The organism is Pseudomonas sp. L-22-4S-12 (assembly GCF_009799935.1).
Lineage (GTDB): Bacteria > Pseudomonadota > Gammaproteobacteria > Pseudomonadales > Pseudomonadaceae > Aquipseudomonas.
In genome coordinates, this window is the sequence record NZ_WELL01000001.1 from 737,994 (window position 1) to 764,461 (window position 26,468).

At 68.3% G+C, this 26,468-nt stretch carries 25 protein-coding genes; 13 read left to right on the plus strand and 12 right to left on the minus strand.

Going from position 1 to position 26,468, the window contains the following annotated elements; all coding sequences use genetic code 11:
• Nucleotides 1-9: 9 nt before the first annotated feature.
• Entirely contained in the window at nucleotides 10-675 is a 666-nt protein-coding gene (locus F3I16_RS03320) for a fumarylacetoacetate hydrolase family protein (RefSeq protein WP_160492317.1), read from the minus strand.
• Nucleotides 676-820: 145 nt separating this feature from the next.
• A complete protein-coding gene (locus F3I16_RS03325; protein WP_160492318.1) occupies nucleotides 821-2,215 on the minus strand; it encodes an FAD-binding oxidoreductase in 1,395 nt (464 codons plus the stop codon).
• A gap of 187 nt (nucleotides 2,216-2,402) precedes the next feature.
• On the opposite strand from F3I16_RS03325, the gene serA reads away from it, so the two are divergent.
• Nucleotides 2,403-3,632, plus strand: coding sequence for a phosphoglycerate dehydrogenase (gene serA, locus F3I16_RS03330; RefSeq protein ID WP_160492319.1), 1,230 nt, complete (start codon nucleotides 2,403-2,405; stop codon nucleotides 3,630-3,632).
• Between the two features lie 55 nt (nucleotides 3,633-3,687).
• On the opposite strand, the gene F3I16_RS03335 is transcribed toward serA, so the two are convergent.
• From F3I16_RS03335 to F3I16_RS03345, 3 genes are all read right to left on the minus strand, one after another.
• A complete protein-coding gene (locus tag F3I16_RS03335) occupies nucleotides 3,688-4,122 on the minus strand; it encodes a DUF4399 domain-containing protein (protein ID WP_160492320.1) in 435 nt (144 codons plus the stop codon).
• Nucleotides 4,123-4,354: 232 nt separating this feature from the next.
• Nucleotides 4,355-4,852, minus strand: a complete 498-nt coding sequence (locus tag F3I16_RS03340; protein WP_160492321.1) for a DUF523 domain-containing protein — start codon at nucleotides 4,850-4,852, stop codon at nucleotides 4,355-4,357.
• 11 nt (nucleotides 4,853-4,863) lie between these two features.
• Complete coding sequence (locus F3I16_RS03345) at nucleotides 4,864-5,478, minus strand: 2OG-Fe(II) oxygenase (RefSeq protein WP_160492322.1); 615 nt, start codon at nucleotides 5,476-5,478, stop codon at nucleotides 4,864-4,866.
• Between the two features lie 98 nt (nucleotides 5,479-5,576).
• Between F3I16_RS03345 and F3I16_RS03350 the strand changes: the two genes are divergently transcribed.
• Nucleotides 5,577-6,311, plus strand: a complete 735-nt coding sequence (locus F3I16_RS03350) for a DUF2059 domain-containing protein (protein ID WP_160492323.1) — start codon at nucleotides 5,577-5,579, stop codon at nucleotides 6,309-6,311.
• A gap of 53 nt (nucleotides 6,312-6,364) precedes the next feature.
• Here the strand turns inward: F3I16_RS03350 and F3I16_RS03355 are convergent, their stop codons facing one another.
• A complete protein-coding gene (locus F3I16_RS03355) occupies nucleotides 6,365-7,306 on the minus strand; it encodes an alpha/beta hydrolase (RefSeq protein ID WP_160492905.1) in 942 nt (313 codons plus the stop codon).
• Between the two features lie 84 nt (nucleotides 7,307-7,390).
• On the opposite strand from F3I16_RS03355, the gene F3I16_RS03360 reads away from it, so the two are divergent.
• A complete protein-coding gene (locus tag F3I16_RS03360; RefSeq protein WP_160492324.1) occupies nucleotides 7,391-7,987 on the plus strand; it encodes a DUF6436 domain-containing protein in 597 nt (198 codons plus the stop codon).
• Between the two features lie 927 nt (nucleotides 7,988-8,914).
• Complete coding sequence (locus F3I16_RS21315; protein ID WP_160492906.1) at nucleotides 8,915-9,697, plus strand: methyl-accepting chemotaxis protein; 783 nt, start codon at nucleotides 8,915-8,917, stop codon at nucleotides 9,695-9,697.
• On the opposite strand, the gene F3I16_RS03370 is transcribed toward F3I16_RS21315, so the two are convergent.
• Nucleotides 9,694-10,449: an NRDE family protein gene (locus F3I16_RS03370; protein ID WP_160492325.1), complete on the minus strand. Its 756-nt coding sequence runs from the start codon at nucleotides 10,447-10,449 to the stop codon at nucleotides 9,694-9,696. The genes F3I16_RS21315 and F3I16_RS03370 overlap by 4 nt on opposite strands.
• 213 nt (nucleotides 10,450-10,662) lie before the next feature.
• Here F3I16_RS03370 and F3I16_RS03375 point away from each other — a divergent pair, with 213 nt between their 5' ends.
• The 3 genes from F3I16_RS03375 to F3I16_RS03385 are packed head-to-tail and all read left to right on the plus strand — an operon-like array spanning nucleotide 10,663 to nucleotide 13,050.
• Nucleotides 10,663-11,445, plus strand: coding sequence for a sulfite exporter TauE/SafE family protein (locus F3I16_RS03375; RefSeq protein ID WP_160492326.1), 783 nt, complete (start codon nucleotides 10,663-10,665; stop codon nucleotides 11,443-11,445).
• Between the two features lie 10 nt (nucleotides 11,446-11,455).
• Nucleotides 11,456-12,256 carry a prolipoprotein diacylglyceryl transferase gene (gene lgt, locus F3I16_RS03380; protein WP_160492327.1) on the plus strand — a complete coding sequence of 267 codons (801 nt, stop codon included), beginning with the start codon at nucleotides 11,456-11,458 and terminating at the stop codon, nucleotides 12,254-12,256.
• Nucleotides 12,256-13,050: a thymidylate synthase gene (locus F3I16_RS03385; protein ID WP_160492328.1), complete on the plus strand. Its 795-nt coding sequence runs from the start codon at nucleotides 12,256-12,258 to the stop codon at nucleotides 13,048-13,050. The genes lgt and F3I16_RS03385 overlap by 1 nt, the downstream gene beginning before the upstream one ends.
• 75 nt (nucleotides 13,051-13,125) lie before the next feature.
• Here the strand turns inward: F3I16_RS03385 and F3I16_RS03390 are convergent, their stop codons facing one another.
• Nucleotides 13,126-14,046 carry a LysR family transcriptional regulator gene (locus tag F3I16_RS03390; protein ID WP_160492329.1) on the minus strand — a complete coding sequence of 307 codons (921 nt, stop codon included), beginning with the start codon at nucleotides 14,044-14,046 and terminating at the stop codon, nucleotides 13,126-13,128.
• Nucleotides 14,047-14,135: 89 nt separating this feature from the next.
• Between F3I16_RS03390 and F3I16_RS03395 the strand changes: the two genes are divergently transcribed.
• On the plus strand, nucleotides 14,136-15,020 hold the full coding sequence (locus tag F3I16_RS03395; RefSeq protein WP_160492330.1) for a DMT family transporter: 885 nt from the start codon (nucleotides 14,136-14,138) through the stop codon (nucleotides 15,018-15,020).
• Nucleotides 15,021-15,069: 49 nt separating this feature from the next.
• On the opposite strand, the gene F3I16_RS03400 is transcribed toward F3I16_RS03395, so the two are convergent.
• Entirely contained in the window at nucleotides 15,070-16,443 is a 1,374-nt protein-coding gene (locus F3I16_RS03400; RefSeq protein WP_160492331.1) for a DUF3482 domain-containing protein, read from the minus strand.
• Nucleotides 16,436-17,824, minus strand: coding sequence for a DUF2868 domain-containing protein (locus F3I16_RS03405; RefSeq protein WP_160492907.1), 1,389 nt, complete (start codon nucleotides 17,822-17,824; stop codon nucleotides 16,436-16,438). Before F3I16_RS03405 ends, F3I16_RS03400 begins: the two co-directional genes overlap by 8 nt.
• 143 nt (nucleotides 17,825-17,967) lie before the next feature.
• Between F3I16_RS03405 and F3I16_RS03410 the strand changes: the two genes are divergently transcribed.
• Nucleotides 17,968-18,480, plus strand: coding sequence for a dihydrofolate reductase (locus F3I16_RS03410; RefSeq protein ID WP_160492332.1), 513 nt, complete (start codon nucleotides 17,968-17,970; stop codon nucleotides 18,478-18,480).
• Between the two features lie 136 nt (nucleotides 18,481-18,616).
• Nucleotides 18,617-19,264, plus strand: coding sequence for a YitT family protein (locus F3I16_RS03415; protein WP_160492333.1), 648 nt, complete (start codon nucleotides 18,617-18,619; stop codon nucleotides 19,262-19,264).
• A 106-nt stretch (nucleotides 19,265-19,370) separates the two neighbouring features.
• Here the strand turns inward: F3I16_RS03415 and ilvD are convergent, their stop codons facing one another.
• A complete protein-coding gene (gene ilvD, locus F3I16_RS03420) occupies nucleotides 19,371-21,209 on the minus strand; it encodes a dihydroxy-acid dehydratase (RefSeq protein ID WP_160492334.1) in 1,839 nt (612 codons plus the stop codon).
• Between the two features lie 316 nt (nucleotides 21,210-21,525).
• On the opposite strand from ilvD, the gene F3I16_RS03425 reads away from it, so the two are divergent.
• The gene (locus F3I16_RS03425) at nucleotides 21,526-23,262 is read left to right on the plus strand and encodes a DUF4153 domain-containing protein (protein ID WP_160492335.1); all 1,737 of its coding nucleotides are present in this window, start codon (nucleotides 21,526-21,528) and stop codon (nucleotides 23,260-23,262) included.
• Nucleotides 23,263-23,297: 35 nt separating this feature from the next.
• Here the strand turns inward: F3I16_RS03425 and F3I16_RS03430 are convergent, their stop codons facing one another.
• Nucleotides 23,298-24,494 carry a class I SAM-dependent rRNA methyltransferase gene (locus tag F3I16_RS03430; RefSeq protein ID WP_160492336.1) on the minus strand — a complete coding sequence of 399 codons (1,197 nt, stop codon included), beginning with the start codon at nucleotides 24,492-24,494 and terminating at the stop codon, nucleotides 23,298-23,300.
• 253 nt (nucleotides 24,495-24,747) lie between these two features.
• Between F3I16_RS03430 and F3I16_RS03435 the strand changes: the two genes are divergently transcribed.
• Nucleotides 24,748-25,560: an HDOD domain-containing protein gene (locus F3I16_RS03435; protein ID WP_160492908.1), complete on the plus strand. Its 813-nt coding sequence runs from the start codon at nucleotides 24,748-24,750 to the stop codon at nucleotides 25,558-25,560.
• A 70-nt stretch (nucleotides 25,561-25,630) separates the two neighbouring features.
• Nucleotides 25,631-26,443, plus strand: coding sequence for a bifunctional DNA-formamidopyrimidine glycosylase/DNA-(apurinic or apyrimidinic site) lyase (gene mutM / locus F3I16_RS03440; protein ID WP_160492337.1), 813 nt, complete (start codon nucleotides 25,631-25,633; stop codon nucleotides 26,441-26,443).
• The last annotated feature ends 25 nt before the right edge of the window (nucleotides 26,444-26,468 follow it).

Below are 26,468 nucleotides of genomic sequence, written 5' to 3' on the forward strand. Positions count from 1 at the left end.
AACGCATTGCTACAGCACCCGGCTGGTAAAACCCGGCTGGTTGCTCAGCTCGATCTGCAACTGGTCGCCACTGGCCAGCGGGCCGACGCCGACCGGGGTGCCGGTGGAAATCACGTCGCCCGGCTGCAGGCTGAAGTGCCCGGCGATGTGCTGGATCAGGCCGATGATCGGGTTGAGCATGTCACGGCTGTTGCCGTCCTGGCGCAGTTCGCCGTTGAGCGACAGGCGGATGCCGATATCGGCCAGGTCCGGGTAGGCGTCGCCGGCGACGAACGGCGCCAGTACATAGGCGCCGTCGAAGGACTTGGCCAGCTCCCAGGGCAGGCCCTTCTCCTTGAGCCTGGCCTGCACGTCGCGCAGGGTCAGATCCAGCGCCGGGGCGAAGCCGGAGATGGCGTCGCGCACTTCCTCCACGGACGGTTGCTTGGACAGCGGCTTGCCGATCAGCACGGCGATTTCCGCCTCGTAGTGCACCACGCCGCGATCCTGCGGAATGGCGAAGCTGTCGTTCAGCGCCACCGTGCAGCTGCCTGGCTTGATGAACAGCAGCGGCTCGCTCGGGATCGGGTTGTTCAGTTCGGCGGCATGCTCGGCGTAGTTGCGCCCGACGCAGACCACCTTGCCCAGCGGGAAGTGGATCGGCGTGCCGTCGGTGTACTGGTGCTGGTAGCTCATCCGGCTTTGCTCCGAATCAAGTGCTTATGAAGCGTCACGAGCGAAGGTCAGGCAAGGCGGCGGAGTCGGGAAAAAGCGGAGTTGGCTAGTGCCAATGAGCATTTTTCCCGGCTTCGCCAACGCAGCATGGCCGAGCGCAGTAGCTTCAGATGGGAAAGATTTTGCCGGGGTTCATGATCCCGTTGGGATCAAACACCGCCTTGATCGCCTTCATGTAGCCGATCTCGGCGGGGCTTCGGCTGTAGTGCAGGTAATCGCGCTTGGTCATGCCGACGCCGTGTTCGGCGCTGATCGAGCCGTTGTACTTCTGCACGGTCTCGAACACCCACTGGTTGACGATGGCGCACTTGGCGAAGAACTCGTCCTTGGACAGGTTCTCCGGCTTCAAGATGTTCAGGTGCAGGTTGCCGTCGCCGATGTGGCCGAACCAGATGACCTCGAAGTCCGGGTAGTTGTCCCCGACGATACGGTCGATATCGTGCAGGAAGGCCGGGACCTTGCCGACGGTGACCGAGATGTCGTTCTTGTACGGCGTCCAGTGGCTGATGGTCTCGGAGATGTACTCGCGCAGCTTCCACAGGTTCTGCAGCTGCTGCTCGCTCTGGCTCATCACGCCGTCCAGCACCCAGCCCTGCTCGACGCAGTGCTCGAAGGTGGCCAGGGCCTGCTCGGCGACCTCTTCGGTGCTGGCCTCGAACTCCAGCAGGGCATAGAACGGGCAGTCGGTGTCGAACGCCGGCGGCACGTCGCCGCGGGCCAGGATCTTGGCCAGGGCCTTGTCCGAGAAGAATTCGAAGGCGGTCAGGTCGAGCTTGTTCTGGAAGGCGTGCAGTACCGGCATGATCGAGTCGAAATCGGGGGTGCCGAGGACCATGGCGGTGAGGTTCTTCGGCGCGCGCTCCAGGCGCATGGTGGCTTCCACCACAAACCCGAGCGTGCCTTCGGCGCCGATAAACAGCTGGCGCATGTCGTAGCCGGTGGCGTTCTTGATCAGGTCCTTGTTCAGTTCCAGCAGCTCGCCGGTACCGGTGACGACCTTCAGGCCGGCCACCCAGTTGCGGGTCATGCCGTAGCGAATGACCTTGATCCCGCCGGCATTGGTGCCGATATTGCCGCCCAACTGGCTGGAACCGCTGGAGGCGAAGTCCACCGGGTAGTACAGGCCCTTGTCCTCGGCGAACAGCTGCAGCTGCTTGGTCACCACGCCCGGCTGGCACACCACGGTGCGGTCGTACTCGTTGAACGCGAGAATCTGGTTCATGTAGTCGAAGGCCACCACGACTTCCCCGTTGGCCGCCACGGCGCCGGCGGACAGGCCGGTACGGCCGCCGGATGGCACCAGGGCGACCTTGTGCTCGTTGGCCCAACGGACGATGGCCTGCACCTGCTCGGTGGTCTTGGGGAACACGATGGCGCTGGGTGCCGGGGCGAAATGCTTGGTCCAGTCCTTGCCGTAGGCGTTGAGGGAGTCGGCATCGGTGAGCACCTTGCCGGGCTCGACCAGGGTCTTCAGCGCTTCGATCAGGGCGGGATTGGTCATCTGGGGAACTCTCAAATGATTCATGGTCACCCTGAGCACGCTTCATCGGCCAGGGGTGGGTCTTTCGCGGGGCTCGTATGCTAGCATACGCACCCCGTGAATCGTGCCCCGCGCCGATCTGCGGGGCCCGCTCAGCAACGCTGCTGACGCTTCTCCTGACACTATTCGTGGGACAACAGGTACTCCGATGAGCAAGACCTCTCTCGACAAGAGCAAGATCAAGTTCCTTCTGCTGGAAGGCGTGCACCAGAATGCCGTCGACACCCTGAAGGCCGCCGGCTACAGCAACATCGAGTACCTCAAAGGCGCGCTGTCCGACGACGAGCTGAAGACCAAGATCGCCGATGCCCATTTCATCGGCATCCGCTCGCGCACCCAGCTGACCGCCGAGGTCTTCGACTGCGCCAAGAAGCTGGTCGCCGTCGGCTGCTTCTGCATCGGCACCAACCAGGTCGACCTCAACGCGGCCCGCGAGCGCGGCATCGCCGTATTCAACGCGCCGTTCTCCAACACCCGCTCGGTGGCCGAGCTGGTGCTGGCCCAGGCCATCCTGCTGCTGCGCGGCATCCCCGAGAAGAACGCTTCCTGCCACCGTGGTGGCTGGATCAAGTCGGCGGCCAACTCCTTCGAAATCCGCGGCAAGAAGCTGGGCATCGTCGGTTACGGCTCGATCGGCACCCAGCTCTCGGTGCTGGCCGAAGCCCTCGGCATGCAGGTGTACTTCTACGACACCGTGACCAAGCTGCCGCTGGGCAACGCCACCCAGGTGGGTAGCTTGCACGAGCTGCTGGGCCTGGCCGACATCGTCTCCCTGCATGTGCCGGAACTGCCGTCCACCCAGTGGATGATCGGCGAGAAGGAAATCCGCGCCATGAAGAAGGGCGGCATCCTGATCAACGCCGCCCGCGGCACCGTGGTCGAGCTGGATCACCTGGCTGCAGCGATCAAGGACGAGCACCTGATCGGCGCCGCCATCGACGTGTTCCCGGTCGAGCCCAAATCCAACGACGAAGAGTTCGAGAGCCCGCTGCGCGGCCTGGATCGCGTGATCCTGACCCCGCACATCGGTGGTTCCACCGCCGAGGCCCAGGCCAACATCGGCCTGGAAGTGGCCGAGAAGCTGGTCAAGTACAGCGACAACGGTACCTCGGTGTCCTCGGTCAACTTCCCCGAAGTGGCCCTGCCGGCGCACGCGGGCAAGCACCGTCTGCTGCACATCCACCAGAACATCCCGGGCGTGATGAGCGAGATCAACAAGGTATTCGCCGACAACGGCATCAACATCTCCGGGCAGTTCCTGCAGACCAACGACAAGGTCGGCTACGTGGTGATCGACGTCGACGCCGAGTACTCCGAGCTGGCCCTGGAAAAACTGCAGCACGTGAATGGCACCATTCGCAGCCGCGTCCTGTTCTAAGACGCTGTTGCAATGAAAAAGGGAGGCCTCGGCCTCCCTGTTTTCTGCCCACGATTTACTGCACGGTGATGCTGATCTTCTCGGACATCACCGGCGGGTCGAGCGGCACGTGGTTCTTGTCGCCCACCAGCAGCTGCAGGCTGCGCTGGCCCGGTGGCAGGGTTATTGCGGCCTCGGTCTGGCCCTTGCCGAAATGCCGCACCTGTTCGCTGGCCGGCAGCGGCAGGTTCATCGCCGGCAGTTCGGCGTTGTCCACCAGCAGGTGATGGTGGCCGGTGGCGGGCAGGTCGACCCCGGCCGGGGCCACGCCCATGCCCCTGAGGCCGAACTTGACGGTGAAGGTCTGGCCGACCGTGGCGCCGTCGGCCGGCTCGATGAAGTACACCGCCGCGCCGGCCGGTGCGGCTGTGCGCGGCAGGTCCGCCGCGGCGGCGAAGGCGCTGGTGCAGAGCAGGGCGGCGAGGCCCAGGGTGCGCAGGGGGGAGGTCATGCGGGTGCTCCTTTGGCGAGGGTCCAGCACTGACCTTAGCAGGTCGTTGAAAAACTACCTGCGTTGCCGATACTGCGTTAAAAACGGCCTCAAAATGCTCATTTACAACACGTAAACTGCGCTTTTCCGGCGTTTTGACCAGCCGGAGGCTGTTACTACGTAGCGCCTTGTCTCGGCTGCCTCGCCAACATTTTTCAACGACCTGCTAGGCGATGGCGCGGGTTCCGTCCGGTCAGCCGTCGAGTTGCTCCAGCTGTTGCAGTTCGGCGGCGGCCTCGGCCAGCTGGTGCTCGTTGAACACCTTGACCCCGGCACGGCGCAGCAGGGCGGCAGTGACGCCCTCGCCGGCGACCAGGGTCGCGCTGAAGCTGCCGTCGTAGGTCTGCTGGTTGCCGCAGGACGGGCTGCGCGCCTTGAGCACGGCCACCCGCAGGCCGTACTGGCGAACCAGCTGCAGGGCGATCTGCGCGCCGGCGACGAACTCGGCGGTGACGTTCTCGCCCAGGTTGGTCAGCACTGGCTGGGTGCCGTCGAGCACCAGCCCGCCCTGGCCACCGGGGATTTCCGCCGGCGGGCGCGGGGTCGGCAGGCCGCCGGCGACCTCGGGGCAGAGCGGCACGATGCGGCCCTCGGCCTGCCAGCGCTGGAGCAGGTCGAAGGGGCCGTGGGCGCCGCCGTCGTAGCGCACCTTGTGGCCGAGCAGGCAGCGACTGACCAGGACTTTTTCCATGGGACCTCCCGTTACAGGGCGCGGCGGCGGAACCAGCCGGTCAGCGACAGGCGATCGCGGCTGGCCGGCAGCACTTCGTGGGGCAGCTCGGCGGACATGAACAGCAGCAGCGTGCCGCTCTGCGGCAGCACGTCCAGCACCTCGCCGCCTGGCGGGTAGAGGCGCAGGGCGCCGCCCTGGTCGGCCTGCCAGGCCTGGTTGAGGTAGAACACCGCCGATACGGTGCGCCGGTCGTCGTCGCGGAAACGGTCGAGGTGCTTCTGGTAGAAGCTGCCCGGCGGGTAGAGGGCGAAGTGGCTCTCGTAGTCGGCCAGGCCGAGGAAGAAGGCCTGGTTGAGGGCCGCGCGCAGCTCGTCCATGGCCGCCAGGTAGCGGTCGCAGGCGGCGTGCTGGCCGGCTTCCAGCCACTGGATGCGGTCGCCGCGGATGCCTTCGCGCACCGCCAGCGCTTCGCCGCGGCCGACCCCGGCGGGGGCCAGGGCGCCCTTTTCGGCGCGCTTGCGGCACTCGCTGGCCAGTTCGCGGGTCAGACTGTCTGGCAGGAAATGCTCCTGCCGCGACCAGCCCTGGAGGGCGAGGTCGTCGATGATCGGTGGCAGCAGCTGCGGGTCGAGGTCGGTAGGCATGGCGGCGATTCTAGCAGTGCTGCCGCTGCACCTCGATAAGTCGCCTCGACAAGCTTGGCGCCGCCCCGGAAAATGGCTGCGCCAGAAAGGAGCCCCCCATGCGTGCCGTGTTCGCCTTCGTATTGCTGTTGTGCAGCCTGACTTCCCTTGCCGACGAGCAGGCCCGCCTGTACCAGGCCGGCGGCTGGCCCGAGCAGCGGGCGAATTTCAGCGCGGCCCTGGCCGCGGCCCAGCTGCGCTACCGCGACAGCCTGCCGCCGGGGGTGTACCAGGCCCTGGTCGACAACAGCAACCGCCGCTTCGCCCCGCAGGCCATGGACCAGCGTGCCCAGGCCACCCTGCGTGCGCAGCTGGCCGACCCGCAGCCGGCGCTGCAGTTCTTCGAGTCGCCGCTGGGGCGCAAGATCATCGCCGCCGAGACTCTGGCGACCCGCCGCGACCAGCTGGCCGCCCATGCCAACGGCCTGCCGCGCAGCGAGGCCAGTGCCACCCGACGCCTGCTGGTGCGCCACCTGGCCCAGGCCCTGCCGGCCCAGGAAGCCGGCACCGAGGTGAGCATGGCCCTGGCCGGCGTGGCCGCCGACAGCCTCAGCCAGATGCTCCCCGGCCTGCTCGGCGGCGGGCAGACCGAGGCGCTGATGCAGGGCCAGCGCGAGCAGCTGATGACGCAGATCGGCAACAACCTGGATGACACCCTGCTGTACGTCTACCGCGAGCTGTCCGACCCGGAGCTGGAGGAGTTCGTCAGCTTCGCCCAGTCGCCGGCGGGCCAGGCCTACTACCAGGCAGCCCTGGCCGCCCTGCGCAGCGGCCTGGCGGTCAGCGGCCGCTAGGGTCTGTTCGCGCTCCGTCGCGGCCGTGAACGAAACGGAAACAGACCCTAGGTTCAGCCCAGGCGCTCGCGCAGCGCGGCGAAATAGCGCTGGCGCAACTCGTCGCTCTCGTTGGCCAGGTGATGCTTGGCGCCGGGCAGGCGGATGATCTGCGGCCGGGCGAACTTGTCCTGCAGCACCCCGAGGTTGTGCTGCCAGTCCACCGTCATGTCCTCTTCACCCTGCACGATCAGCGGGCTCAGGGCGCTGCGCGGCGCCGCCTCGATCCGCGGGATCCACTTGGCCAGGGCGCCGACCCAGGCGGTCGGCAGGTGGCGGGGCTGCAGCGGGTCGCGGTTCTGCACGAAATCGAGGAAGGCCGCGTCGCTGGAGTTGGCCGAGAAGCGCCGCGGGATCTGCTCGCGGAACGGGCTGAGCAGCTGGTAGCTGAGCTTCGACAGGCCCCAGGCGCGCGGGCGCACCAGCGGCGCCAGGAGAATGCTGGTGCCGGCCTCGGGGCGCGCCTGGCCGGTGAGCAGGTGGTCGATCAGGATCGCCCCGCCGGTACTCTGCCCGCACAGGTGCCAGGGTTGCGGCAGGTCGAGGGCGGCGGCTTCGGCGAACAGCCCCTGCAGGGTGTGCTGGTAGTGGGCGAAGTCTTCGATGCTGGCCCGCGGCCCGGCGGACAGGCCATGGCCGGGCAGGTCGCAGGCCAGCACGGCGTAATTCATCTGCAGCGCCCAGTCGATCACATGGCGGTACAGGCCCATGTGGTCGTAGTAGCCGTGCAGCAGGATCAGCGTGGCCTGTGGCTCGGCCGGCAGCCAGAGCTGGGTGACGATGCGCAGGCCGTCCTGCTCGAAGCAGCCGAGCTGCCGATGCACCGCACCGCCGCCCGGCAGGTCCAGGCCGAAGTAGTGCTGGTAGGCCTGCGCCTCGGCGCTCAGCGGCTCGCGCGCTGCGGCCAAGGGTCGCAGGCTGCGGCGCAGGCGCTCGGGCTGGAAGGGCTCTGGCATGGGGCTGGACATGGTCGACTGGGGGCTCGTGCAGGTGGCGGTCTGGATCATGATATTCAGCTGTCGCGGTTGCCGTGGCAAGCTATGAGGCCCGCCGCCGAAGTCTTCGCCATGCCCGCCTCGCGTTTGAAAGTCGTCCTTGCCAGCCTGCTCGCCATCGTCTGGCTGGGCGCGATGCTGTTCGCCTTCTGGTGGTTCGAGGCGCGCTATATCCGCCCGTTCGACGAGCGCACCGAGTTGTTCTCCGGCGCGGCCCTGCGCCTGCCGGCCGAGCTGGCCGGCCCGGGGGCGATCCGCGTGGTGCATTTCTGGGACCCGGCCTGCCCGTGCAATGTCGGCAACCAGCAGCACCTCGCCGAACTGCTGCACACCTATGTGCCGCGCGGCGTGCAGTTCTATGCGCTGCAGAAGGCCGGCAGCCAGGGCCGCCTGCCGGACAGCCTGAGCGCCTTGCAGCCGCTGGCCGCCTTGCCCGGCAGCGAACAGCTGCCGGCCAGCCCGGCGGTGGCGATCTGGGACCAGCAGGGCCAGCTGGCCTATTTCGGCCCCTACAGCGAGGGCGCGCTGTGCACCTCGAGCAACAGCTTCATCGAGCCGATCCTAGAGGCCCTGAGCGCCGGCCGCCCGGTGCGCGCCGACAGCAACCTGGCGGTGGGCTGTTTCTGCGACTGGGCGGGCTGACTGAGCCTGAAGTGTTCGGGGTGGTTGCCGGCCTTGCCTGCTGTGTCACCAGTAGCCGTGAGCCATTTGTCGGGCTTCTGGCGTCCATCGCCTGACGCTATCTTGTCACCCGGCATTCTGCCGACTACTACTGAATGGCCATTGTTTTGCTATCAGTCAGCAGGGAGGCCGACCATGAGCCCCAGTTTCTTCCAGCGAGCCGACCGCTTGATGCTCGGTGTGTTGTCCGGCATGACTCTCTACGCCTTTGGCCTGGCGGCCTGGTTCGGCAACTGGCCGCTGGCTCTCAGCGCTGGCGGCGGCACCTTGCTGGCGTTGTCGCTGCTGTATTTCATGATCGGCGGTAGCCGTCTGTACCGTGCGCTGATGGGCGCCGCCTTCATGGTGCTGGCTGCGCTGCACATCCAACAGAGCCATGGCATGGTCGAGATGCACTTCAGCGTCTTCGTCCTGCTGGCCTTCCTCCTCTATTACCGCGACTGGCTGCCGATCGTCTGCGCTGCCGCGCTGATCGCCGTGCATCACCTGGGTTTCTTTGCCCTGCAGGAACGGGGCGAGGTGATCCAGCTGGTGGCTGCCGGCAGTGGTTGGCCGGTGGTGCTGTTGCATGCTTTCTATGTAGTGGCAGAGACCCTGGTGCTGCTGGTGCTGGCCCAGAGCGGCGCGCGCGAGGCGGCGGCCGGCGAGGACCTGCAGCGAACTTCCGAGCATCTGCTGCGCGACGAGAATGCCATCGACCTGGCCTACCGCAGTGCTTCCGGCGGCAGCCTGGCCGGGCGTTTCAATCATTTTCTCGGCCTGCTCGACCGTCTGGTGGGGCGAGTGGTGGCGGCCAGTGACGAGCTGCGCGACACCAGCCACAGCCTCAGCGAGTCCACCGCCCGCCTCAGCTGCGGCGGCGAAACCCTGCTCGGTGTGTCGCAGCGGATGGATCAGGCAGTCGGCCACTTGCACCTAGCGGTCGGTTGCGTCTCGGCCGGCGCCGAACAGGCGGCGGCCACTGCGCTGACCGCCGATGCCGACGCCAGCGCCGGCGTGCAGGCCATTGCCGAGACTCAGCAGTGCATCCAGGCGCTGGCGCTGGACATGCAGGCGAGCAACGCGGTGATCCACGCCCTGGCCGCCGATACCCGGCAGATCGGGCATGTGCTGGAGGTGATCCATGCGGTGGCCGAGCAGACCAATCTGCTGGCGCTGAATGCCGCCATCGAGGCGGCGCGGGCCGGCGAGCAGGGCCGCGGCTTTGCCGTGGTGGCCGACGAGGTTCGTCAGCTGGCGCAGCGCACTCAGCGGGCCACGGGCGAAATCCAGGCCATGATCCAGGCCTTGCAGGGTGGCGCCGAGCGTTCGGTGGTCGCCATGCAACGCAGCCAGGAGCTGGTGCAGCGCTGCGTGGAATACACCGGCAACACGGTGCAGTTGCTGGATCGGGTGCACTGCTCGATCGAGGCGATCAAGAGCATTGGCGTGTCCACCCGCGAGCAGCTGACCGCCGCCGCCGAGGTGGAGCGCCTGATCGAACAGGCCCGCGGCATCGCTGTCGATACGGCCCGCGGCGCCGCCGAGGTGGCCGAGGACAGCCTGCGTCTGGAGCGCCTGGCCGGCAATCTGAGCGGCCTCTGCGCGGGTTTCCGCATCAGCGGCCCCGCGCCGTCGCTCCAGCAGGCCCTGTTGCCGGCGTCCGCCCCCGTTGCCCTGCTGCCGGCCTAGGTCGGCGTCAGACGCAGGTCGATCTCGCCTTCGACATTGCCCTGGGTATCGAAGCGCCGCTCGACCAGTTGCAGGCTACCGTCGGCATGCAGCAGCAGGGCGCTGCTGGCGCAGGTGCCGTAGCCGGGGCCGACGATGAAGATGCTCGACAGCAGCAGTTCCCAGTCCACGCCGATGCCGGTGTCCGGCAGCAGCACCCGCGGCGGCTGGCTGCAGTCGCGCAGCAGGTCGAGCAGCGGCTGCGGCTGCGGGTCGCCGAGGCAGCCGGCGAGGTGGGCGGTGGCGCGCAGCACTTTCGGCCAGGGCGTATCCAGCTCGGCGTTGGACAGGCCGTAGAGACCCGGCTGCAAGCGGCGGATGCGGCCCTCCTGGGAATTGAGGAAGAGCAGTTCGTGGCGATTGCCCAGCAGCAGGTTGAAGCCGCTGTACTGCCCCCGGCGCTCCACCACCTCGGCCAGGTAGCTCTCGGCGTCCAGCGCGCCGCGCAGGAAGTCCACCGGCAGTTCGCCGCGCGAACGCGGGCCCTTGGCCTGGTTCGGGTCGCGGATATTGGTCAGGGCGGCGAAGCGGCCGTCCGCCGTTACCCCCAGCCAGGTGCCGCCGGCCTGCAGGTCGCGTCCGGCGTACAGGCCGGGGGCGTCCGCCCACTGGCCCAGGGGCAGGCTCGGGCGGTGGTAGAACTCATCGCGGTTGGCCGCCAGCAGCAGGGGCTGGGCATGGCCGGGGCGCCAGGCGAACACGATCAGGCACATGGGCTTCTCCTTGTCGTAGGCAGTTTAGGACCTGTTGACGGTTAAGCGTCAACAGATCCTCGCAGGCGCTGGCCGCCTGTCGCGGCTGTGCCGTGGCGGCCCCGTCGCAGCGCCTTCGGCGCGCCGCCCGGCTGCGGTCGCCGGCGCTGGTCGCCCGCGGCTGGAGGGGCGGGGGCGCATCCGTTACCATGCCGCTTCGTTTACGGGGGTGTCATGGAATTCCTTCTCTACATGCTGCTGGGGGCGGCGGCGGGCGTGCTGGCCGGGCTGTTCGGCGTCGGCGGCGGCATCATCATCGTGCCGGTGCTGGTGTTCAGCTTCACCGCCCAGGGCTTCGAGCCGAGCGTGCTGACCCACCTGGCCGTCGGCACCTCGCTGGCCACCATCATCTTCACCTCGATCAATTCGGTGCTGGAGCACCAGCGCAAGGGTGCGGTGCTGTGGCCGGTGTTCACCTGGATGACCCTCGGCATCCTCCTCGGCGCCGGCCTCGGCAGCCTGACCGCGGCGGCCATCCAGGGCCCGCTGCTGCAGAAGATCATTGGCGTGTTCGCCATCGTCATTGCCATCCAGATGGGCCTGGAGCTGAAACCCAAGGCCAGTCGCATGGTCCCAGGCAAGGTCGGGCTGACTGCCGCCGGTGGGCTGATTGGCTGGGCCTCGGCGATCTTCGGCATCGGTGGCGGCTCGCTGACCGTGCCGTTCCTCACCTGGCGCAGCGTGCCGATGCAGCAGGCGGTGGCCACCTCGTCGGCCTGCGGCCTGCCGATCGCCGCCGCCAGCGCCCTGAGCTTCATGCTGATCGGCTGGAACGAACCGGGCTTGCCGCAGTGGAGCCTGGGTTTCGTCTACCTGCCGGCGATGCTGGGTATTGCGCTGACCAGCATGTTCTTTGCCCGTTTCGGTGCGCGCCTGGCGCACAAGCTGTCGCCGCGCCTGCTCAAGCGTCTGTTCGCCCTACTGCTCCTCGTAGTGGGCGTGAATTTCCTGATCTAAGGAGTTTTGAATGCTGCCTTACCCGCAGATAAACCCGGTCGCCCTCGATCTGGGCCTGATCAAGATCCACTGGTACGGCCTGATGTACCTGGTCGGCATCGGCGGCGCCTGGCTGCTGGCCTCGCGCCGCCTGGCCGGCTTCGACGCGACCTGGAGCAAGGAGAAGCTCTCCGACCTGGTGTTCTGGGTGGCCATGGGCGTGATCCTCGGCGGGCGCCTGGGCTATGTGCTGTTCTACGACCTCTCGGCCTATATCGCCGAGCCGCTGAAGATCCTCCGCGTATGGGAAGGCGGCATGTCCTTCCACGGCGGCCTGCTCGGCGTGATGCTGGCCACCTGGCTGTTCGGCCGGCGCAATGACAAGAGCTTCTTCCAGCTGATGGACTTCATCGCCCCGCTGGTGCCGATCGGCCTGGGCGCCGGGCGCATCGGCAACTTCATCAACGCCGAGTTGTGGGGCAAGGCCACCGACCTGCCCTGGGCGATGGTCTTCCCCACCGACCCGCAGCAGCTGGCCCGTCACCCCTCGCAGCTGTACCAGTTCGCCCTGGAAGGCATCGCCCTGTTCGCCATCCTCTGGTTCTACTCGCGCAAGCCGCGCCCGACCATGGCCGTGTCGGGCCTGTTCGCCGCCAGCTACGGGGTGTTCCGCTTCATCGTCGAGTTCGTCCGCGTGCCGGATGCCCAGCTCGGCTACCTGGCCGGTGGCTGGCTGACCATGGGCCAGATCCTCTGCCTGCCGATGATCCTCGGCGGCCTCGGCCTGATCGCCTACGCCTACAAACGCCAAACCGCCCCGGGAGCCGCGTGATGAAACAGTACCTCGACCTGATGCGCCTGGTGCGCACCACCGGCACCTTCAAGAGCGACCGCACCGGCACCGGCACCTACTCGGTGTTCGGCCACCAGATGCGCTTCAACCTGGCCGATGGCTTCCCCCTGGTGACCACCAAGAAGTGCCACCTGAAATCCATCATCCACGAGCTGCTGTGGTTCCTCCAGGGTGACACCAACATCCAGTACCTGAAGGACAACGGCGTGCGCATCTGGGACGAGTGGGCCGACGAGAACGGCGACCTCGGCCCGGTCTACGGCTACCAGTGGCGCAGCTGGCCGGCGCCGGACGGCGGCTCGATCGACCAGATCGGCAAGCTGGTCGAGATGATCAAGAGCAACCCGGATTCGCGCCGGCTGATCGTCTCCGCCTGGAACCCGGCGCTGGTCGACGAGATGGCCCTGCCGCCGTGCCACGCCCTGTTCCAGTTCTACGTGGCGGACGGCAAGCTGAGCTGCCAGCTGTACCAGCGCTCGGCCGACATCTTCCTCGGCGTGCCGTTCAACATCGCCAGCTATGCCCTGCTGACCCTGATGATCGCCCAGGTCTGCGGCCTGCAACCGGGCGACTTCATCTGGACCGGCGGCGACTGCCACCTGTACGCCAACCACATCGAGCAGACCGACCTGCAGCTGAGCCGCGAGCCGCTGCCGCTGCCGGTGATGAAACTCAACCCGGCGGTGAAGGACCTGTTCGCCTTCCGGTTCGAGGACTTCGAGCTGGTCGGCTACCAGGCCCACCCGCATATCAGCGCGCCTGTGGCGGTCTGACCGCTCGCCGGCCGGCGGCGCCCAGCCGAGGCCGGCGTCTGTAGGGTGCGCCGTGCGCACCAGGCCCGTTCCGACTCAAGCCTGCGCCTGGCCCAGCCCCGCGGCCAGGTGGTCGATCAGCACCCGCAGCTTCGGCGGCAGGTGGCGGCTGGGGTGGTAGAGGATCCACGCCGTGCCCTGGTAGGAGCCGGTGTAGCGCCAGTCGCCCAGTACCTGCTGCAGGCGGCCCTCGGCTAGGGCCTGGGCGGCGGTGAAGTGCGGCAGGCAGGCGATGCCCAGGTCGTTCAGCGCGCCGTGCAGGCGCACCTCGCTGTGGTTGCTGGCGAAGCGCCCGCGCACCGCCACCACGCACTGCTGGTTGCCGTTGCTGAAATGCCAGCGGTGATCGTCCGCGCTTTCGTCGAGATACAGGCAGGCATGCCGCACCAGCTCCTGGGGGTGCTGCGGCGTGCCGTGCGCGGCCAGGTAGGCCGGGCTGGCGCACAGCAGCTGGCGCACGCTGCACAGCGGGCGCCCGGCCAGGCCCGGCGGCGGCTGGTCGGTGATGCACACCAGCAGGTCGAACTGCTCGGCGATCAGGTCCGGGCTGCGGTCGCTGAGGTTGAGGCTGACGTCCACCTCCGGGTAGCGCGCCAGGAATTCCGCCATCAGCGGCGCGACCAGGAACTTGCCGAAGGCCTTGGGCACCGACAGGCGCACCCGCCCGCGCGGATGGCTCATCAGCCGCTCGCCCACCGCCAGGGCCGCCTGCGCCGCACCGAGCATCTCGCGGCAGCGCTCGAACACCTCGGCACCGGCCTCGGAGAGGCGCAGCCGGCGGGTGGTGCGCTCCAGCAGGCGCAGGCCGAGGGCCTGTTCCAGGGCGGCGATCTGCCGGCTCAGGGCCGAGGCCGTGCTGCCCTGCTGGCGCGCCGCCGCGGAAAAGCTGCCGCACTCCACCACGCGGACGAAGCTGGCCATCAGCGGGAGCAGGTGGTTGGGTGTATTTGTGCTCATGGTGAACAAGTCTTGTGTGATGTCGCTGGATTATCCTTTTCATCGGCTCAATGGACAATCTCGGCCTGACCCTGCCGAGACCCGCCGCCATGTCGACCCTGATCCGCCCCGTTCCCGTCCGTCTGCTGCAGCTCAGCGACGTCCTGCTGCTGCTCGTGGCGCTGGTCTGGGGCACCAGCTACGGGGTGGCCAAGCAGGCGCTGGCGTTCTACCCGGTGCTGGGCTTTCTCGCCGTGCGCTTCTGCCTGACCTTCCTCATCCTCCTGCCGCAGCTGCGCGGCGCCGGCCGCTCGGCCTGGGCGCCCGGCCTGCCGCTGGGCGGGGTGATGCTGGCGATCTTCCTCTGCGAGACCTACGGCGTGCTGCTGACCAGCGCCAGCAACGCGGCCTTCCTGATCAGCCTGTGCGTGGTGATCACCCCCTTCGTCGAGTGGCTGCTGCTCGGCGAGCGACCGGACGGGCGCCTGCTGCCGGCGGTGGGCCTGTCGCTGCTGGGCACCTGGCTGCTCAGCGGCGGCGTCGACCTGCAGTTCAACCTGGGCGACGGCCTGATGCTGCTGGCCGCGCTGCTGCGCGCCCTGCTGGTGTGCCTGACCCGGCGCCTGACCGCCGACAGCCAGGTGCCGGCCCTGGCGCTGACCGCGGTGCAGACCGGGGTGATCGGCGGCGGCTGCCTGCTGCTCGGCAGCCTGCTGCTGCCCGGCGGCCTGCCGGCGCTGCCGACGGCCCCGGCGTTCTGGGCCGGCAGCCTGTACCTGGTGCTGTTCGCCACCCTGTTTGCCTTCTTCGTGCAGAACCACGCCCTGCGCCGCAGCAGCCCGACCCGGGTGGCGCTGCTGATGGGCAGCGAGCCGCTGTTCGGCGCGCTGTTCGCCGTGCTCTGGCTGAGCGAGCAACTGAGCCTGCAGGCCTGGCTCGGCGGCCTGCTGATAGTCGGCGCCACCCTGTGGACCAGCCTGGGGCGCAGGGGCTGAGTCCGCTTGCAGGGGCGGCGACCGCAGCCGCGAACGTCGCGGCCACGGGCTAGGGCTGCAGCAGTTCCTGGGTCAGCCGCTCGACCTGGCCCTGGCGTTCGCCCTGCTCCAGGCGCGCGCTGGGATTCAGCGACGACCATTCGGGGTGGGCGCGGGCCTTGCGCAGGGCCTCGGGCAGCTTGGCTTCGCGCCAGCTCTTGTCCTGCGGCGTGTCGAGCTGGATCGCCGTGGTCGCGGCATGGCCGCGGGCGTTCAGCGCAGCCAGCAGCAGGCGCTGGCGCAGGGCGAGCAGGCGCAGCACGCCGTCGTCCACCGTCAGTTCGCGCTGGCCCTTGAGTTTGCCGAGCAGGCGCCTGCCGTAGTTGCGCGCGGTCTGCAGGCCGCCGCCGGCCAGCGCGCCAATGACCGCCGCGGCGCCCAGGCTGAGGCCGCCGACCAGCAGGTCGATGCCGGCCCCGGCGGCTGCACCGGCGGCCATGCCGCCACCGACGCTGACTCCGAGCTGGCGCAGGGTCTCCGGGTTGAACAGGTCGTCGCCCCAGCGTCCGTCCAGCAGCGGCAGGTCGCCGGTGCGGGCATCCTCGGCGCGGAAGGCATACAGGCGCAGCAGCGCGTCGACACAGGCCTGTTCGCGCTGGCGGATGGCCTGGTGCAGGGCGCGGACCTCGGCCTGCTCGATGGTGGTCTGACTGGCCACGCTGCGCCGGCAGGCGGCGCAGTCCAGCAGCAGCTCGGCGATCAGGCGGGCGCCGGCCTGGTGGCGGGCCGCGGCCTGCGCCTCGTGGTCGTCGATCAGCCGCTGCAGCTGGGGTCGCGCCGACTCGATCAGCAGGGCCAGGCTCTCGTACAGGCGCCGCTCGCCATCCAGCGGTGGCGCCACCGTGTCGAAACGCACCAGCGCATGCAGGCCGAGGCGGGCCAGGGCCTCGCGCCACTGCGGCTCGCGCTGCTGGGCGCTGGCGCTGAAGTTGAGTACCGGCAGCAGCGGCTTGCCGGCGCCGGCCAGCACCGCCAGCTCGTCCTGGTACTTGGCCAGCACCGGCTCGCGGGCGTCGATCACGTACAGCCCGGCATCGCTGGCCAGCAGCTGGCGCAGCACCTTGGCCTCCTGCTCGAAACGCTGGCGCGCCTCGCCAGTGTCGAGAAAGCGCGCCAGCCGCGCCGGGCCATCCAGGCGCTCGCCGGGACGTTGCAGGCGTTCCAGGTAGTCGAGCAGGGCGATGGCGTCTTCCAGTCCAGGGGTGTCGTACAGCTCCAGCAGCGCCTCGCCGGCTACCGACAGGCGGGCACCTTCGACATGGCGGGTGGTGCTGGGGCGATGGGATACCTCGCCGAAGCCGACGTCGCGGGTCAGGGTGCGCAGCAGCGAGGTCTTGCCGACATTGGTGTGGCCGACCACGGCCAGTTTCAGCGGCTTAGTCATGACCATGCTCCAGCCAGGCCAGCGGCGCGCTGTCGGCGAAGGGTAGCGCCAGGCGTTGCAGGGCGGCGTGCCAGTCGCCCAGGCGCTCGCTGTCGAGGGTCTCGCCCGGCGCCGGCGGCAACAGCCAGATGCGCGTGGCCGCGGCCGTGCGCGCCAGCTCGCCGAGCAGCGCCAGGGTGCCGCGATCCGGCGAGCGGCGCGGGTCGAGGGCGATGGCCAGGCGCGCCGGCGGGAAGCGGACGAGCTGGTCGAGCAGTTGCTGGCGCTGTTCGCGGCTGTCCAGCACGCCGGCATCGGCGACCGCCTTGGGCAGGGCCGGCGGCCAGGGGCGCTGCGGGTCCAGTTCGATGGCCACCAGCACGGCACCGCTGCTGTCCAGGCGGGTGCTGCCGCCCTGGGCTTCGCTCAGGCTGGCCGGCGCGGCATCCAGCACGCCGAGGCGTTCGCTGGCCGGTTGCAGGCGTTCGCCCAGCAGGCGGTAGCCGGGCAGGCCGAGGTCGAGCGCCAGGCGCGCGCTGCCGTGTTGCCAGCGCCACAGGCACAGCAGCAGGAGCAGGGCGCGCGGCAGCAGGCCGAACACCAGCAGCACGCCGAGCAGCCAGCCGGCCCAGGCATGCCGTGCGGCTTCCACGGCCAGGGCGCTGTCGCCGCTGGCGCGGATGGTGGCGGCATCCGGGATGGGGAAGCCGAGCAGGGCGGGCAGGGCGCCGAGCAGCTGGGTCAGGGCGACGAAGGTATCGCCGGCGAGCAGGGTGGTTTCCCAGACGAAGCCGTAACGCCGGGTGCTGAGCAGGAGCAGCAGCATCAGCCCGGCGCTCAGCAAGGCGACCAGCCACAGGCCATGCACCAGCAGGCCGAGCAGCCAGCGGTTGAGGCGTCGGCGTTGCAGCAGCAACACCAGTGCCGGGCCCAGTTGCGCGGCGCGGGCGTCGCGCGCCAGTTTTTCGCTGAGCCATAGCCACAGTCGGCCGAGGGCGGCGTTGTGGTCGCCGGCCAGCAGCAGGCCGAGTGCCCAGCCAAGCAGCAGGAGCAGGTGCAGGCCGAGCAGGCTGCCCAGGGCCCAGAACACGTTGACCGGGCGGCTGCCGTCGCCCAGGGCGGCCAGGGCCAGGCCGGCGCCGCTGAGCAGGGCCAGCACCAGCAGCAGGCCGAGGGCCAGGCGCGCGCCCTGCAGCCAGTGCTGCTGGGCCTGCAACTGGCCGTCGCGCTCGGCGAGGAGCAGGGCGCGGGCCTCGATGCACCCGGCCAGGTCGCCGCCCTGCCGGCGCGCGTGGCGGTTGGCTTCGCCGTCTTCCAGCGGGCCGGCGTGCTCTTCGCGCAGGCGCAGGGTTTCGCACAGCCAGAGGCGTTGCAGGCGGGTGGGCGAGGGCTTGGCAGTCAGGGGCACGCGGCAGTCCGTTGGTGGTTGCAGGCATGAGCATAACCGCTGCGGCGGGGCCCGGGGCAAGCCGTGCCGGGCGACCGTCCGGCCTGGTTGCGGCTCTCGGGCTTCATTGCTGGCGGCCGAGCCGTTATCCTGCGCCGATGAAAACGACCCTGCCCCTCTGCCTGATCGCCGCCCTCGCCGACAACCGCGTGATCGGTCGCGACAATCAACTGCCCTGGCACCTGCCGGCGGACCTCAAGCACTTCAAGACCCTGACCCTCGGCAAGCCGATCATCATGGGCCGCAAGACCTGGGATTCGCTGGGGCGTGCTCTGCCCGGCCGCCTCAACCTGGTGGTCAGCCGCCAGGCCGATCTGCAGCTGCAGGGCGCGGAAGTCTTCGTCTCGCTGGAGGCCGCCATCGCCCGCGCCGACCAGTGGGCGCGTGAACAGGGCGTCGACGAGCTGATGCTGATCGGCGGCGCGCAGCTCTACGAGCAGGGCCTGGCCCAGGCCGAGCGCCTGTACCTGACCCGCGTGGCGCTGCAGCCCGAAGGCGATGCCTGGTTCCCGGCCTTCGACGAAGCGGCCTGGGACTGTGTCGTGCGTGAGCCGCAGGCGGCCGTCGAGTCGGCGCCGGCGCACTGCTTCGAGACCTGGCAGCGCCGCTGAGCGCTCCCGTGGCAGAGGCTCCTGCCGTGTGCCCGGCAGCTCCCGATGGGGCCGCCTTTTTCTTGATCCACGTTATCTCGCCCCAGCGGGTGTTGCCCTAAGCTCGCGGCAATGCCCGGGCGATGAGATCCTGACCATGACCGACAAAACTGCCGCCAGCGCGCAACCCGAGGCGGTTGCCGAGCTATTCGTCCGCCACCCGCTCTGGGAGGATGCCCTGGCGCTGCTGTTCGGCACCGCCATGGTGGCCCTGGGCATCGCCTTCTACAGCCACGCCGGGCTGCTTACCGGCGGCACGGTGGGCCTGGCCTTCCTGCTCAAGTACCTGGCCGGCTGGCCGTTCGGCCTGGTGTTCTTCCTGCTCAACCTGCCGTTCTATGCCCTGGCGCTGTGGCGCATGGGCTGGCCGTTCACCCTGCGCACGGCCTGCGCCGTGGCCTTGGTGTCGCTGTTCGCCGAGCTGACGCCGCGCTGGGTGGTGTTCGCCGAGCTGAACCCCCTCTACGCCGCCGTGTTCGGCGGCTTCGCCATGGGCCTCGGGCTGCTCATGCTGTTCCGCCACCGCGCCAGCCTGGGCGGGGTGAATATCCTCGCGCTGTACCTGCAGGAGCGCTTCGGCCTGCGCGCCGGTGCCGTGCAGATGGGCGTCGATGCGGCCATCGTGCTGGCCTCGATCTTCGTCGTGGCGCCGGACAAGGTCGCCCTGTCGGTGCTGGGTGCGGTGATGCTCAATCTGGTGCTGGCGATCAATCACCGGGCCGGGCGCTACATGGGGTTGAGCTGAACGATCATCCGGCAGGAGTCGTTCGCGGCTGAAGCCGTTCCTGCGCAGGCGCGCAGACGAAAAAGCCCGGCGCTGGGCCGGGCTTTCGGTTGCTGCAACGGCGGACTCAGCCGTCCAGCAGCGCCTTGTTGCGCACCGCGCCCTTGTCGGCGCTGGTGGCGAGCAGGGCGTAGGCCTTGAGCGCGGTGGTCACCTTGCGCGCGCGCGGCGCGGCCGGTTTCCAGCCCAGTTGGTCCTGCTCGATGCGGCGCTTGGCCAGTTCTTCATCGCTGACCAGCAGGTTGATGCTGCGCTGGTGGATGTCGATGAGGATCTTGTCGCCTTCGCGCACCAGGCCGATGGCGCCGCCGGCGGCCGCTTCCGGCGAGGCGTGGCCGATCGACAGGCCCGAGGTGCCGCCGGAGAAGCGGCCGTCGGTGAGCAGGGCGCAGGCCTTGCCCAGGCCCTTGGACTTCAGGTACGAGGTCGGGTAGAGCATTTCCTGCATGCCCGGGCCGCCTTTCGGGCCTTCGTAGCGGATGATCACGATATCGCCGGCCTTCACCTCGTCATTGAGGATGCCCTTCACGGCGCCGTCCTGGCTCTCGAAGATCTTCGCCGTGCCTTCGAACACATGGATGGACTCATCCACGCCGGCGGTCTTCACCACGCAGCCGTCCAGGGCGATGTTGCCGTAAAGAACCGCGAGGCCGCCTTCCTGGGAGTAGGCGTGCTCGATGCTGCGGATGCAGCCTTCGGCGCGGTCGTCGTCCAGGGTTTCCCAGCGGGTCGACTGGCTGAAGGCGGTCTGGGTCGGGATGCCCGCCGGGCCGGCCTTGAAGAAGGTGTGCACGGCTTCGTCGCTGGTCTGGGTAATGTCCCACTGGGCGATGGCGTCGGCCATGCTCGGGCTGTGGATGGTCGACACGTCGGTGTGCAGCAGGCCGCCGCGGGCCAGCTCGCCGAGGATGCTGAAGATGCCGCCGGCGCGGTGCACGTCTTCCATATGGTACTTCTGGATGTTCGGCGCCACCTTGCACAGCTGCGGCACCTTGCGCGACAGGCGATCGATGTCGCGCAGGTCGAAGGCCACTTCGCCTTCCTGGGCGGCGGCCAGCAGGTGCAGGATGGTGTTGGTCGAGCCGCCCATGGCGATGTCCAGGCTCATGGCGTTCTCGAACGCCTTGAAGTTGGCGACGTTGCGCGGCAGCACCGACTCGTCGTTCTCGCCGTAGTAGCGCTGGCACAGCTCGACGGCCAGGCGCCCGGCGCGCAGGAACAGCTGCTCGCGGTCGCTGTGGGTGGCCAGGGTCGAGCCGTTGCCCGGCAGGGCCAGGCCCAGGGCTTCCATCAGGCAGTTCATCGAGTTGGCGGTGAACATGCCGGAGCAGCTGCCGCAGGTCGGGCAGGCGCTGCGCTCGTACTCGGCGACCTTCTCGTCGGAGCAGGAATCGTCGGCGGCCACCACCATGGCGTCGACCAGGTCCAGGCCGTGGCTGGCCAGCTTGGTCTTGCCGGCTTCCATCGGCCCGCCGGAGACGAACACCACCGGGATGTTCAGGCGCAGGGCGGCCATCAGCATGCCGGGGGTGATCTTGTCGCAGTTGCTGATGCAGACGATGGCGTCGGCGCAGTGGGCGTTGACCATGTATTCCACGGAGTCGGCGATGATCTCGCGGCTCGGCAGCGAATAGAGCATGCCGTCGTGGCCCATGGCGATGCCGTCGTCCACGGCGATGGTGTTGAATTCCTTGGCCACGCCGCCGTGCTTCTCGATCTCGCGGGCGACCAGCTGGCCGAGGTCCTTCAGGTGCACGTGGCCGGGCACGAACTGGGTGAAGGAGTTGGCGATGGCGATGATCGGTTTCTTGAAGTCTTCGTCCTTCATCCCGGTGGCGCGCCACAGGGCGCGGGCGCCGGCCATGTTGCGGCCGTGGGTGGAGGTCTTCGAGCGGTAATCGGGCATTGCGGCGTTCCTGCAGGCTATTCAGGTAATGGTCATAGGGTGAGCGTGGAAGGCGCCGTAGGCAAACGGAAAATCACCGTTGCGTCGGACATGGCGTAGCGGCGCCGCGGGATCGCCGCGGGCCCGGCCGGGGCTCACTGGCCCGCCTGAGGGTGTGGCAGGGGAGTGGCGATTCTAATCCCAGGCGTGGACAACACGAAAGGCCGCGGGCCGAATGGTTGTCCGGGCGGCGATTTGCCGAAGCAATGCGCAACGCGGTGGCGGCGCCTGGATTAGACTGCGCGCCCGCACAACCCCGCCTGCAAGGATGACCGGCATGAGCGCTGCACCGACCCGTTCCCTTTCCTTCTATCTGGCCATCGGCCTGTGCCAGGGCCTGCTGCTCTGGTGGGGCCTGAGCCTGGGCGACTCGGCGCGCTGGCTGGCCAGCCTGGCCTGCGCGCTGGTCACCCTGGGCCTGGTCGGCGGCCTGGGCCTGCAACTGCTCGGCGGCCAGAGCCGTGATCGCGCGGCTCTGGCCCTGCTGGCTGGGCTCGCGGTGCTGATGGCGGTCATCAGTGGCTGGGTGCTCTGGCAGGCCAGGCCGCTCGGCGACGAGGGCCCCGATGATGGCCAGTTGCTGCTCAGCTGGAGCCTCGGTGCGCAGGTGCTGGGCTATATCGCCATCGCCTTCATTCTCGGCTGGCCGACCCGCGAGCAAGGGCGCCTGCGCTACGAGGACCTGTTCCGCCATGCCTGGAACAACGCCTTCATCCTGCTCCTGGCGTTACTGCTGGTGGGCCTGTTCTGCCTGCTGCTGAGCCTCTGGGCCGGCCTGTTCGCCATGCTTGGCATCGACCTGTTCGGCGAGCTGTTCACCTCGCCGGGCTTCATGGCCATCAGCTCGCTGCTGGTGTTCGCCGTGGGTGTGCGCATGGGTTGTGAAAGCGAGCGGGTGATCGGCCTGCTGCGCGGCATTCTGCTGGCCCTGTGCCGCTTCCTCCTGCCACTGAGTGCGCTGATCGCCGTGCTGTTCACCCTGGCCCTGCCGTTCACCGGCTTGCAGGCGATCTGGAATACCGGGCATTCGACGGCGATTCTGCTGTGCCTGATCTTCATCAACCTGCTGTTGCTCAATGGCGTATTCCAGGATGGCAGCGCGGCGCCCGGGTATCCGCGTTTGCTGCGTCGCCTGGTGGATGCCAGCGTGCTGTGCATGCCGGTACTGGCGGCGCTGGCCGGTTATTCGACCTACCTGCGCCTTGCCCAGTACGGGGTCACGCCGCAGCGCTTCTATGCCGCCCTGCTGGTGCTGGTGGCGCTGTTGCATGGGCTGGCCCTGCTGTGGGCGTTGCGTCCGCGCCAGGCCGTCTGGCTGGGCAGCCTGCGGCGCAGCAACCCGCCGCTGGCGCTGCTGGTCTGCGTGTTGCTGGTGCTGGCGCACAGCCCCGGGCTGAATGCGCTGGATGTCAGCGCGCGCAGCCAGGTGCAGCGGCTGCTGGCGGGCAAGGTCAGTGCGCAAGACTTCGAGGTGGCCTATCTGCGCTATGAGCTGGGGCATCCCGGCGTGCAGCAGTTCGATGAACTGAAGGCGCGCCTGCAGGCCGGCGAGCTGCTTGAGGCAGCGCCCCGTGCCGCGCTATTGGCACGCATGGATGAGCTGGTCGAACAGGGTGCTTATGGCGCGGCTGCGCTCGATGCGCAGGCCATGCCGGCGCAGACCCTGGACTGGATCGGCCCGGCCGAGGACGAGGCGCAGCGGGTGGTGGATGAGCAGACGCTGCAGGATGAGTGCGGCCATGCCGGCTGCCTGCTGTGGGCCGTGGACATGGATGCCGACGGGCGCAACGAGGTGTTGTTGCTACCGACCCGGCACTACGGCAGCGAGCTGTTCTTCTTCGCCCGTAACCAGCGCGGCGAGTGGCAGGTGGCCGGCAGCTTCGAGCAGGCCTATTCCAGCGAAGACCTGATCGAGGCGGCGCGCCAGGGCAGCGTGAAGCTGGTCAAGCCGCGCTACCAGAGCCTGCAGGTCGGCGGCGAACTCTACGTGCCGTTGCCGCCTGGCGAACAATGAGCCGGGCCGGCGCCCCGCGAGGCGCCGGCAGGTGCTTAGCTGTTGGGCAGCAGGCGGCAGGTCAGGCTCTTGATGTAGCGGGTCTCGGCGATGGCCGGGTGCACCGGATGATCCGGGCCCTGGCTGCCGCGTTCGAGCAGCTGGATGTTGCGGTCCAGGTGGCGGGCGCTGGTCAGCAGGATGTTCTGCAGATGGTCCTCTTCCAGGTGCATGGAGCAGCTGGCGCTGACCAGGATGCCGTCCTTGCCGAGCAGGCGCATGGCGGTTTCGTTGAGGCGGCGGTAGGCGGCCTCGCCGTTCTTGATGTCTTTCTTGCGCTTGATGAAGGCGGGCGGATCGCAGACCACCACGTCGAAGCGTTCTTCGGCGGCTTTCAGTTCCTTGAGCGCCTCGAACACGTCACCTTCGACGCAGGTGAGCTTATCGGCCACGCCGTTCAGCGCGGCATTGCGCTCGACGCCGTCGAGGGCGAAGGCCGAGGCGTCCACGCAGAATACTTCGCTGGCGCCGAACGCCGCCGCCTGCACGCCCCAGCCGCCGATGTAGCTGAACAGGTCGAGCACGCGCTTGCCCTTGACGTAGGGCGCCAGGCGCGCGCGGTTCATGCGGTGGTCGTAGAACCAGCCGGTCTTCTGCCCTTCGATCACCGGGGCCTCGAACTTCACGCCGTTTTCTTCCAGGGCGACCCACTCCGGCACCTGGCCGAACACGGCGTCGACATAGCGCGTCAGGCCTTCGGCATCGCGCGCCTTGGAGTCGTTCTTGAACAGGATGCCGCGCGGCTTGAGCACCTGCACCAGGGCTTCGATCAGGTGGTGCTTGTGGTGCTCCATGGTGGCGGAGGCCAGCTGCACCACCAGGTAGTCGCCGAAACGGTCGACCACCAGGCCCGGCAGCAGGTCGGAGTCGCCGTACACCAGGCGGTAGAAGGGCTGGTCGAACAGGCGATCACGCAGGGACAGGCAGACGTTGAGGCGGTGTACCAGCAGCGACTTGTCGAGGATGTGCTTGACGTCGCGCGACAGCAGGCGGGCGCAGATCAGGTTGTTCGGGCTCATCGCGACTATGCCCAGCGGCTTGCCGCCAGCGGCCTCGAGGATGGCCTGGTCGCCGGCCTGGAAACCGGTCAGCGGGGTGGCGGCGACGTCGATCTCGTTGCTATAGACCCACAGATGGCCGGCGCGCAGGCGGCGATCGGCATTGGCTTTGAGGCGCAGGCTGGGCAGGGACATCGGGGCGGCTCCGGGAAAAAGAGCGGAATTATAGCCGCAGAGCGGCCTCGGCCGCTGCTGCATGACGATTGCCACGGATAAAAAACGGCGACGCCGGGCGATTGGTGGGTCGTTCCCGCGGCGGATACAAAAGTTGGCTGCGGAGTCGGGAAGGCTTTGGCTAAACTGTGGCGAATTTCTCATTTCAGTTGCCGTGGTCATGGCCCAAGAACTTTCCGCCGAACAGATTCAGCAAGTGCTGCAGGGCATCAGCGTGCCGCCGCAGCCACAAATCATGGTCGACCTGCAGATGGAGCAGGTCATGCCCAACCCGGACCTGCGCAGCATTGCCAAGCTGATCAGCCAGGACCCGGGCCTGTCCGGCGCCCTGTTGAAGATCGTCAACTCGCCGTTCTTCGGCCTGGCCAACCGCATCGCCTCGATCCAGCAGGCGGTCAACCTGCTCGGCTGCAACTCGGTGATCAACCTGATCAACGCCCAGTCGATCAAGGGCGAGATGAGCGACGAGACCATCGTCACCCTCAACCGCTTCTGGGACACCGCCCAGGACGTGGCCATGACCTGCCTGACCCTGGCCAAGCGCATCGGCTACCAGGCGCCGGACGAGGCCTACACCCTCGGCCTGTTCCACAACTGCGGCATCCCGCTGATGATCAAGCGCTTCCCCAACTACATGACGGTGCTGGAGGAGGCCTACTACAGCGCCAACAGCGAGCGGCGCATCGTCGATACCGAGAACCGCCTGCTCAACACCAACCATGCGGTGGTCGGCTATTTCACCGCCAAGTCGTGGAACCTGCCGCTGCACCTGTGCGAGGCGATCGCCAACCACCACAATGCCCTGTCGATCTTCGAAGAGGACACCAGCCGCGACGCGCAGCTGAAGACGCTGATCGCCATCCTCAAGATGGCCGAGCACATCTGCGGCAGCTACCGGGTGCTGGGCAACCAGGACGAGGATCACGAGTGGCAGAGCATCCAGCAGCAGGTGCTGGAGTATGTCGGCCTGACCGAATACGACTTCCAGACCCTCAAGGAAAGCATCCACGACCTGGGCGCCGGCTGAGCCGGACTTCGCCCGCCTGGCGGCTTCCTGCTAAGGTGGCCGCTTCCCCCTGCCGTATCCGTCGTTCGTCATGCCTGAACTCCCTGAAGTCGAAACCACCCGCCGCGGCATCGCGCCGTTCCTCGAGGGTCAGCGCGTCAGTCGCGTGGTCGTGCGCGAGCGCCGCCTGCGCTGGCCGATCCCCGAGGACCTCGACGTGCGCCTGTCCGGGCAGCGCATCGAGTGCGTCGAGCGGCGCGCCAAGTACCTGCTGATCCAGGCCGAGAGCGGCACCCTGATCGGCCACCTGGGCATGTCCGGCAGCCTGCGCCTGGTGCCGGTGGGCACGCCGGCGGCCAAGCATGAGCATGTCGATATCGAACTGGAGTCGGGCCTGGCGCTGCGCTACACCGACCCGCGGCGCTTCGGCGCGCTGCTGTGGAGCAGCGACCCGCTCAACCATGAGCTGCTGCGCAAGCTGGGGCCGGAGCCGCTGACCGGGCTGTTCGATGGTGAGCGCCTGTATCAGCTGTCACGCGGGCGCTCGATGGCGGTCAAGCCGTTCATCATGGACAACGCGGTGGTGGTGGGCGTCGGCAACATCTACGCCACGGAAGCACTGTTCGCCGCTGGCATCGACCCGCGCCGCGAGGCCGGCACGATTTCCCGGGCGCGCTATGTGAAGCTGGCCGAGGCGATCAAGCGCATCCTCGCCCATGCCATCGAACGCGGCGGCACCACCCTGCGCGACTTCGTCGGCGGCGACGGCCAGCCCGGCTATTTCCAGCAGGAGCTGTTCGTCTACGGCCGTGGCGGCGAGTTCTGCAAGGCTTGTGGCAGCACCTTGCGCGAGGTCAAACTGGGGCAACGGGCCAGCGTGTATTGCCCGAAATGCCAGCGCTAGCCGATAGCCGCGCGAGCCGGCCAAG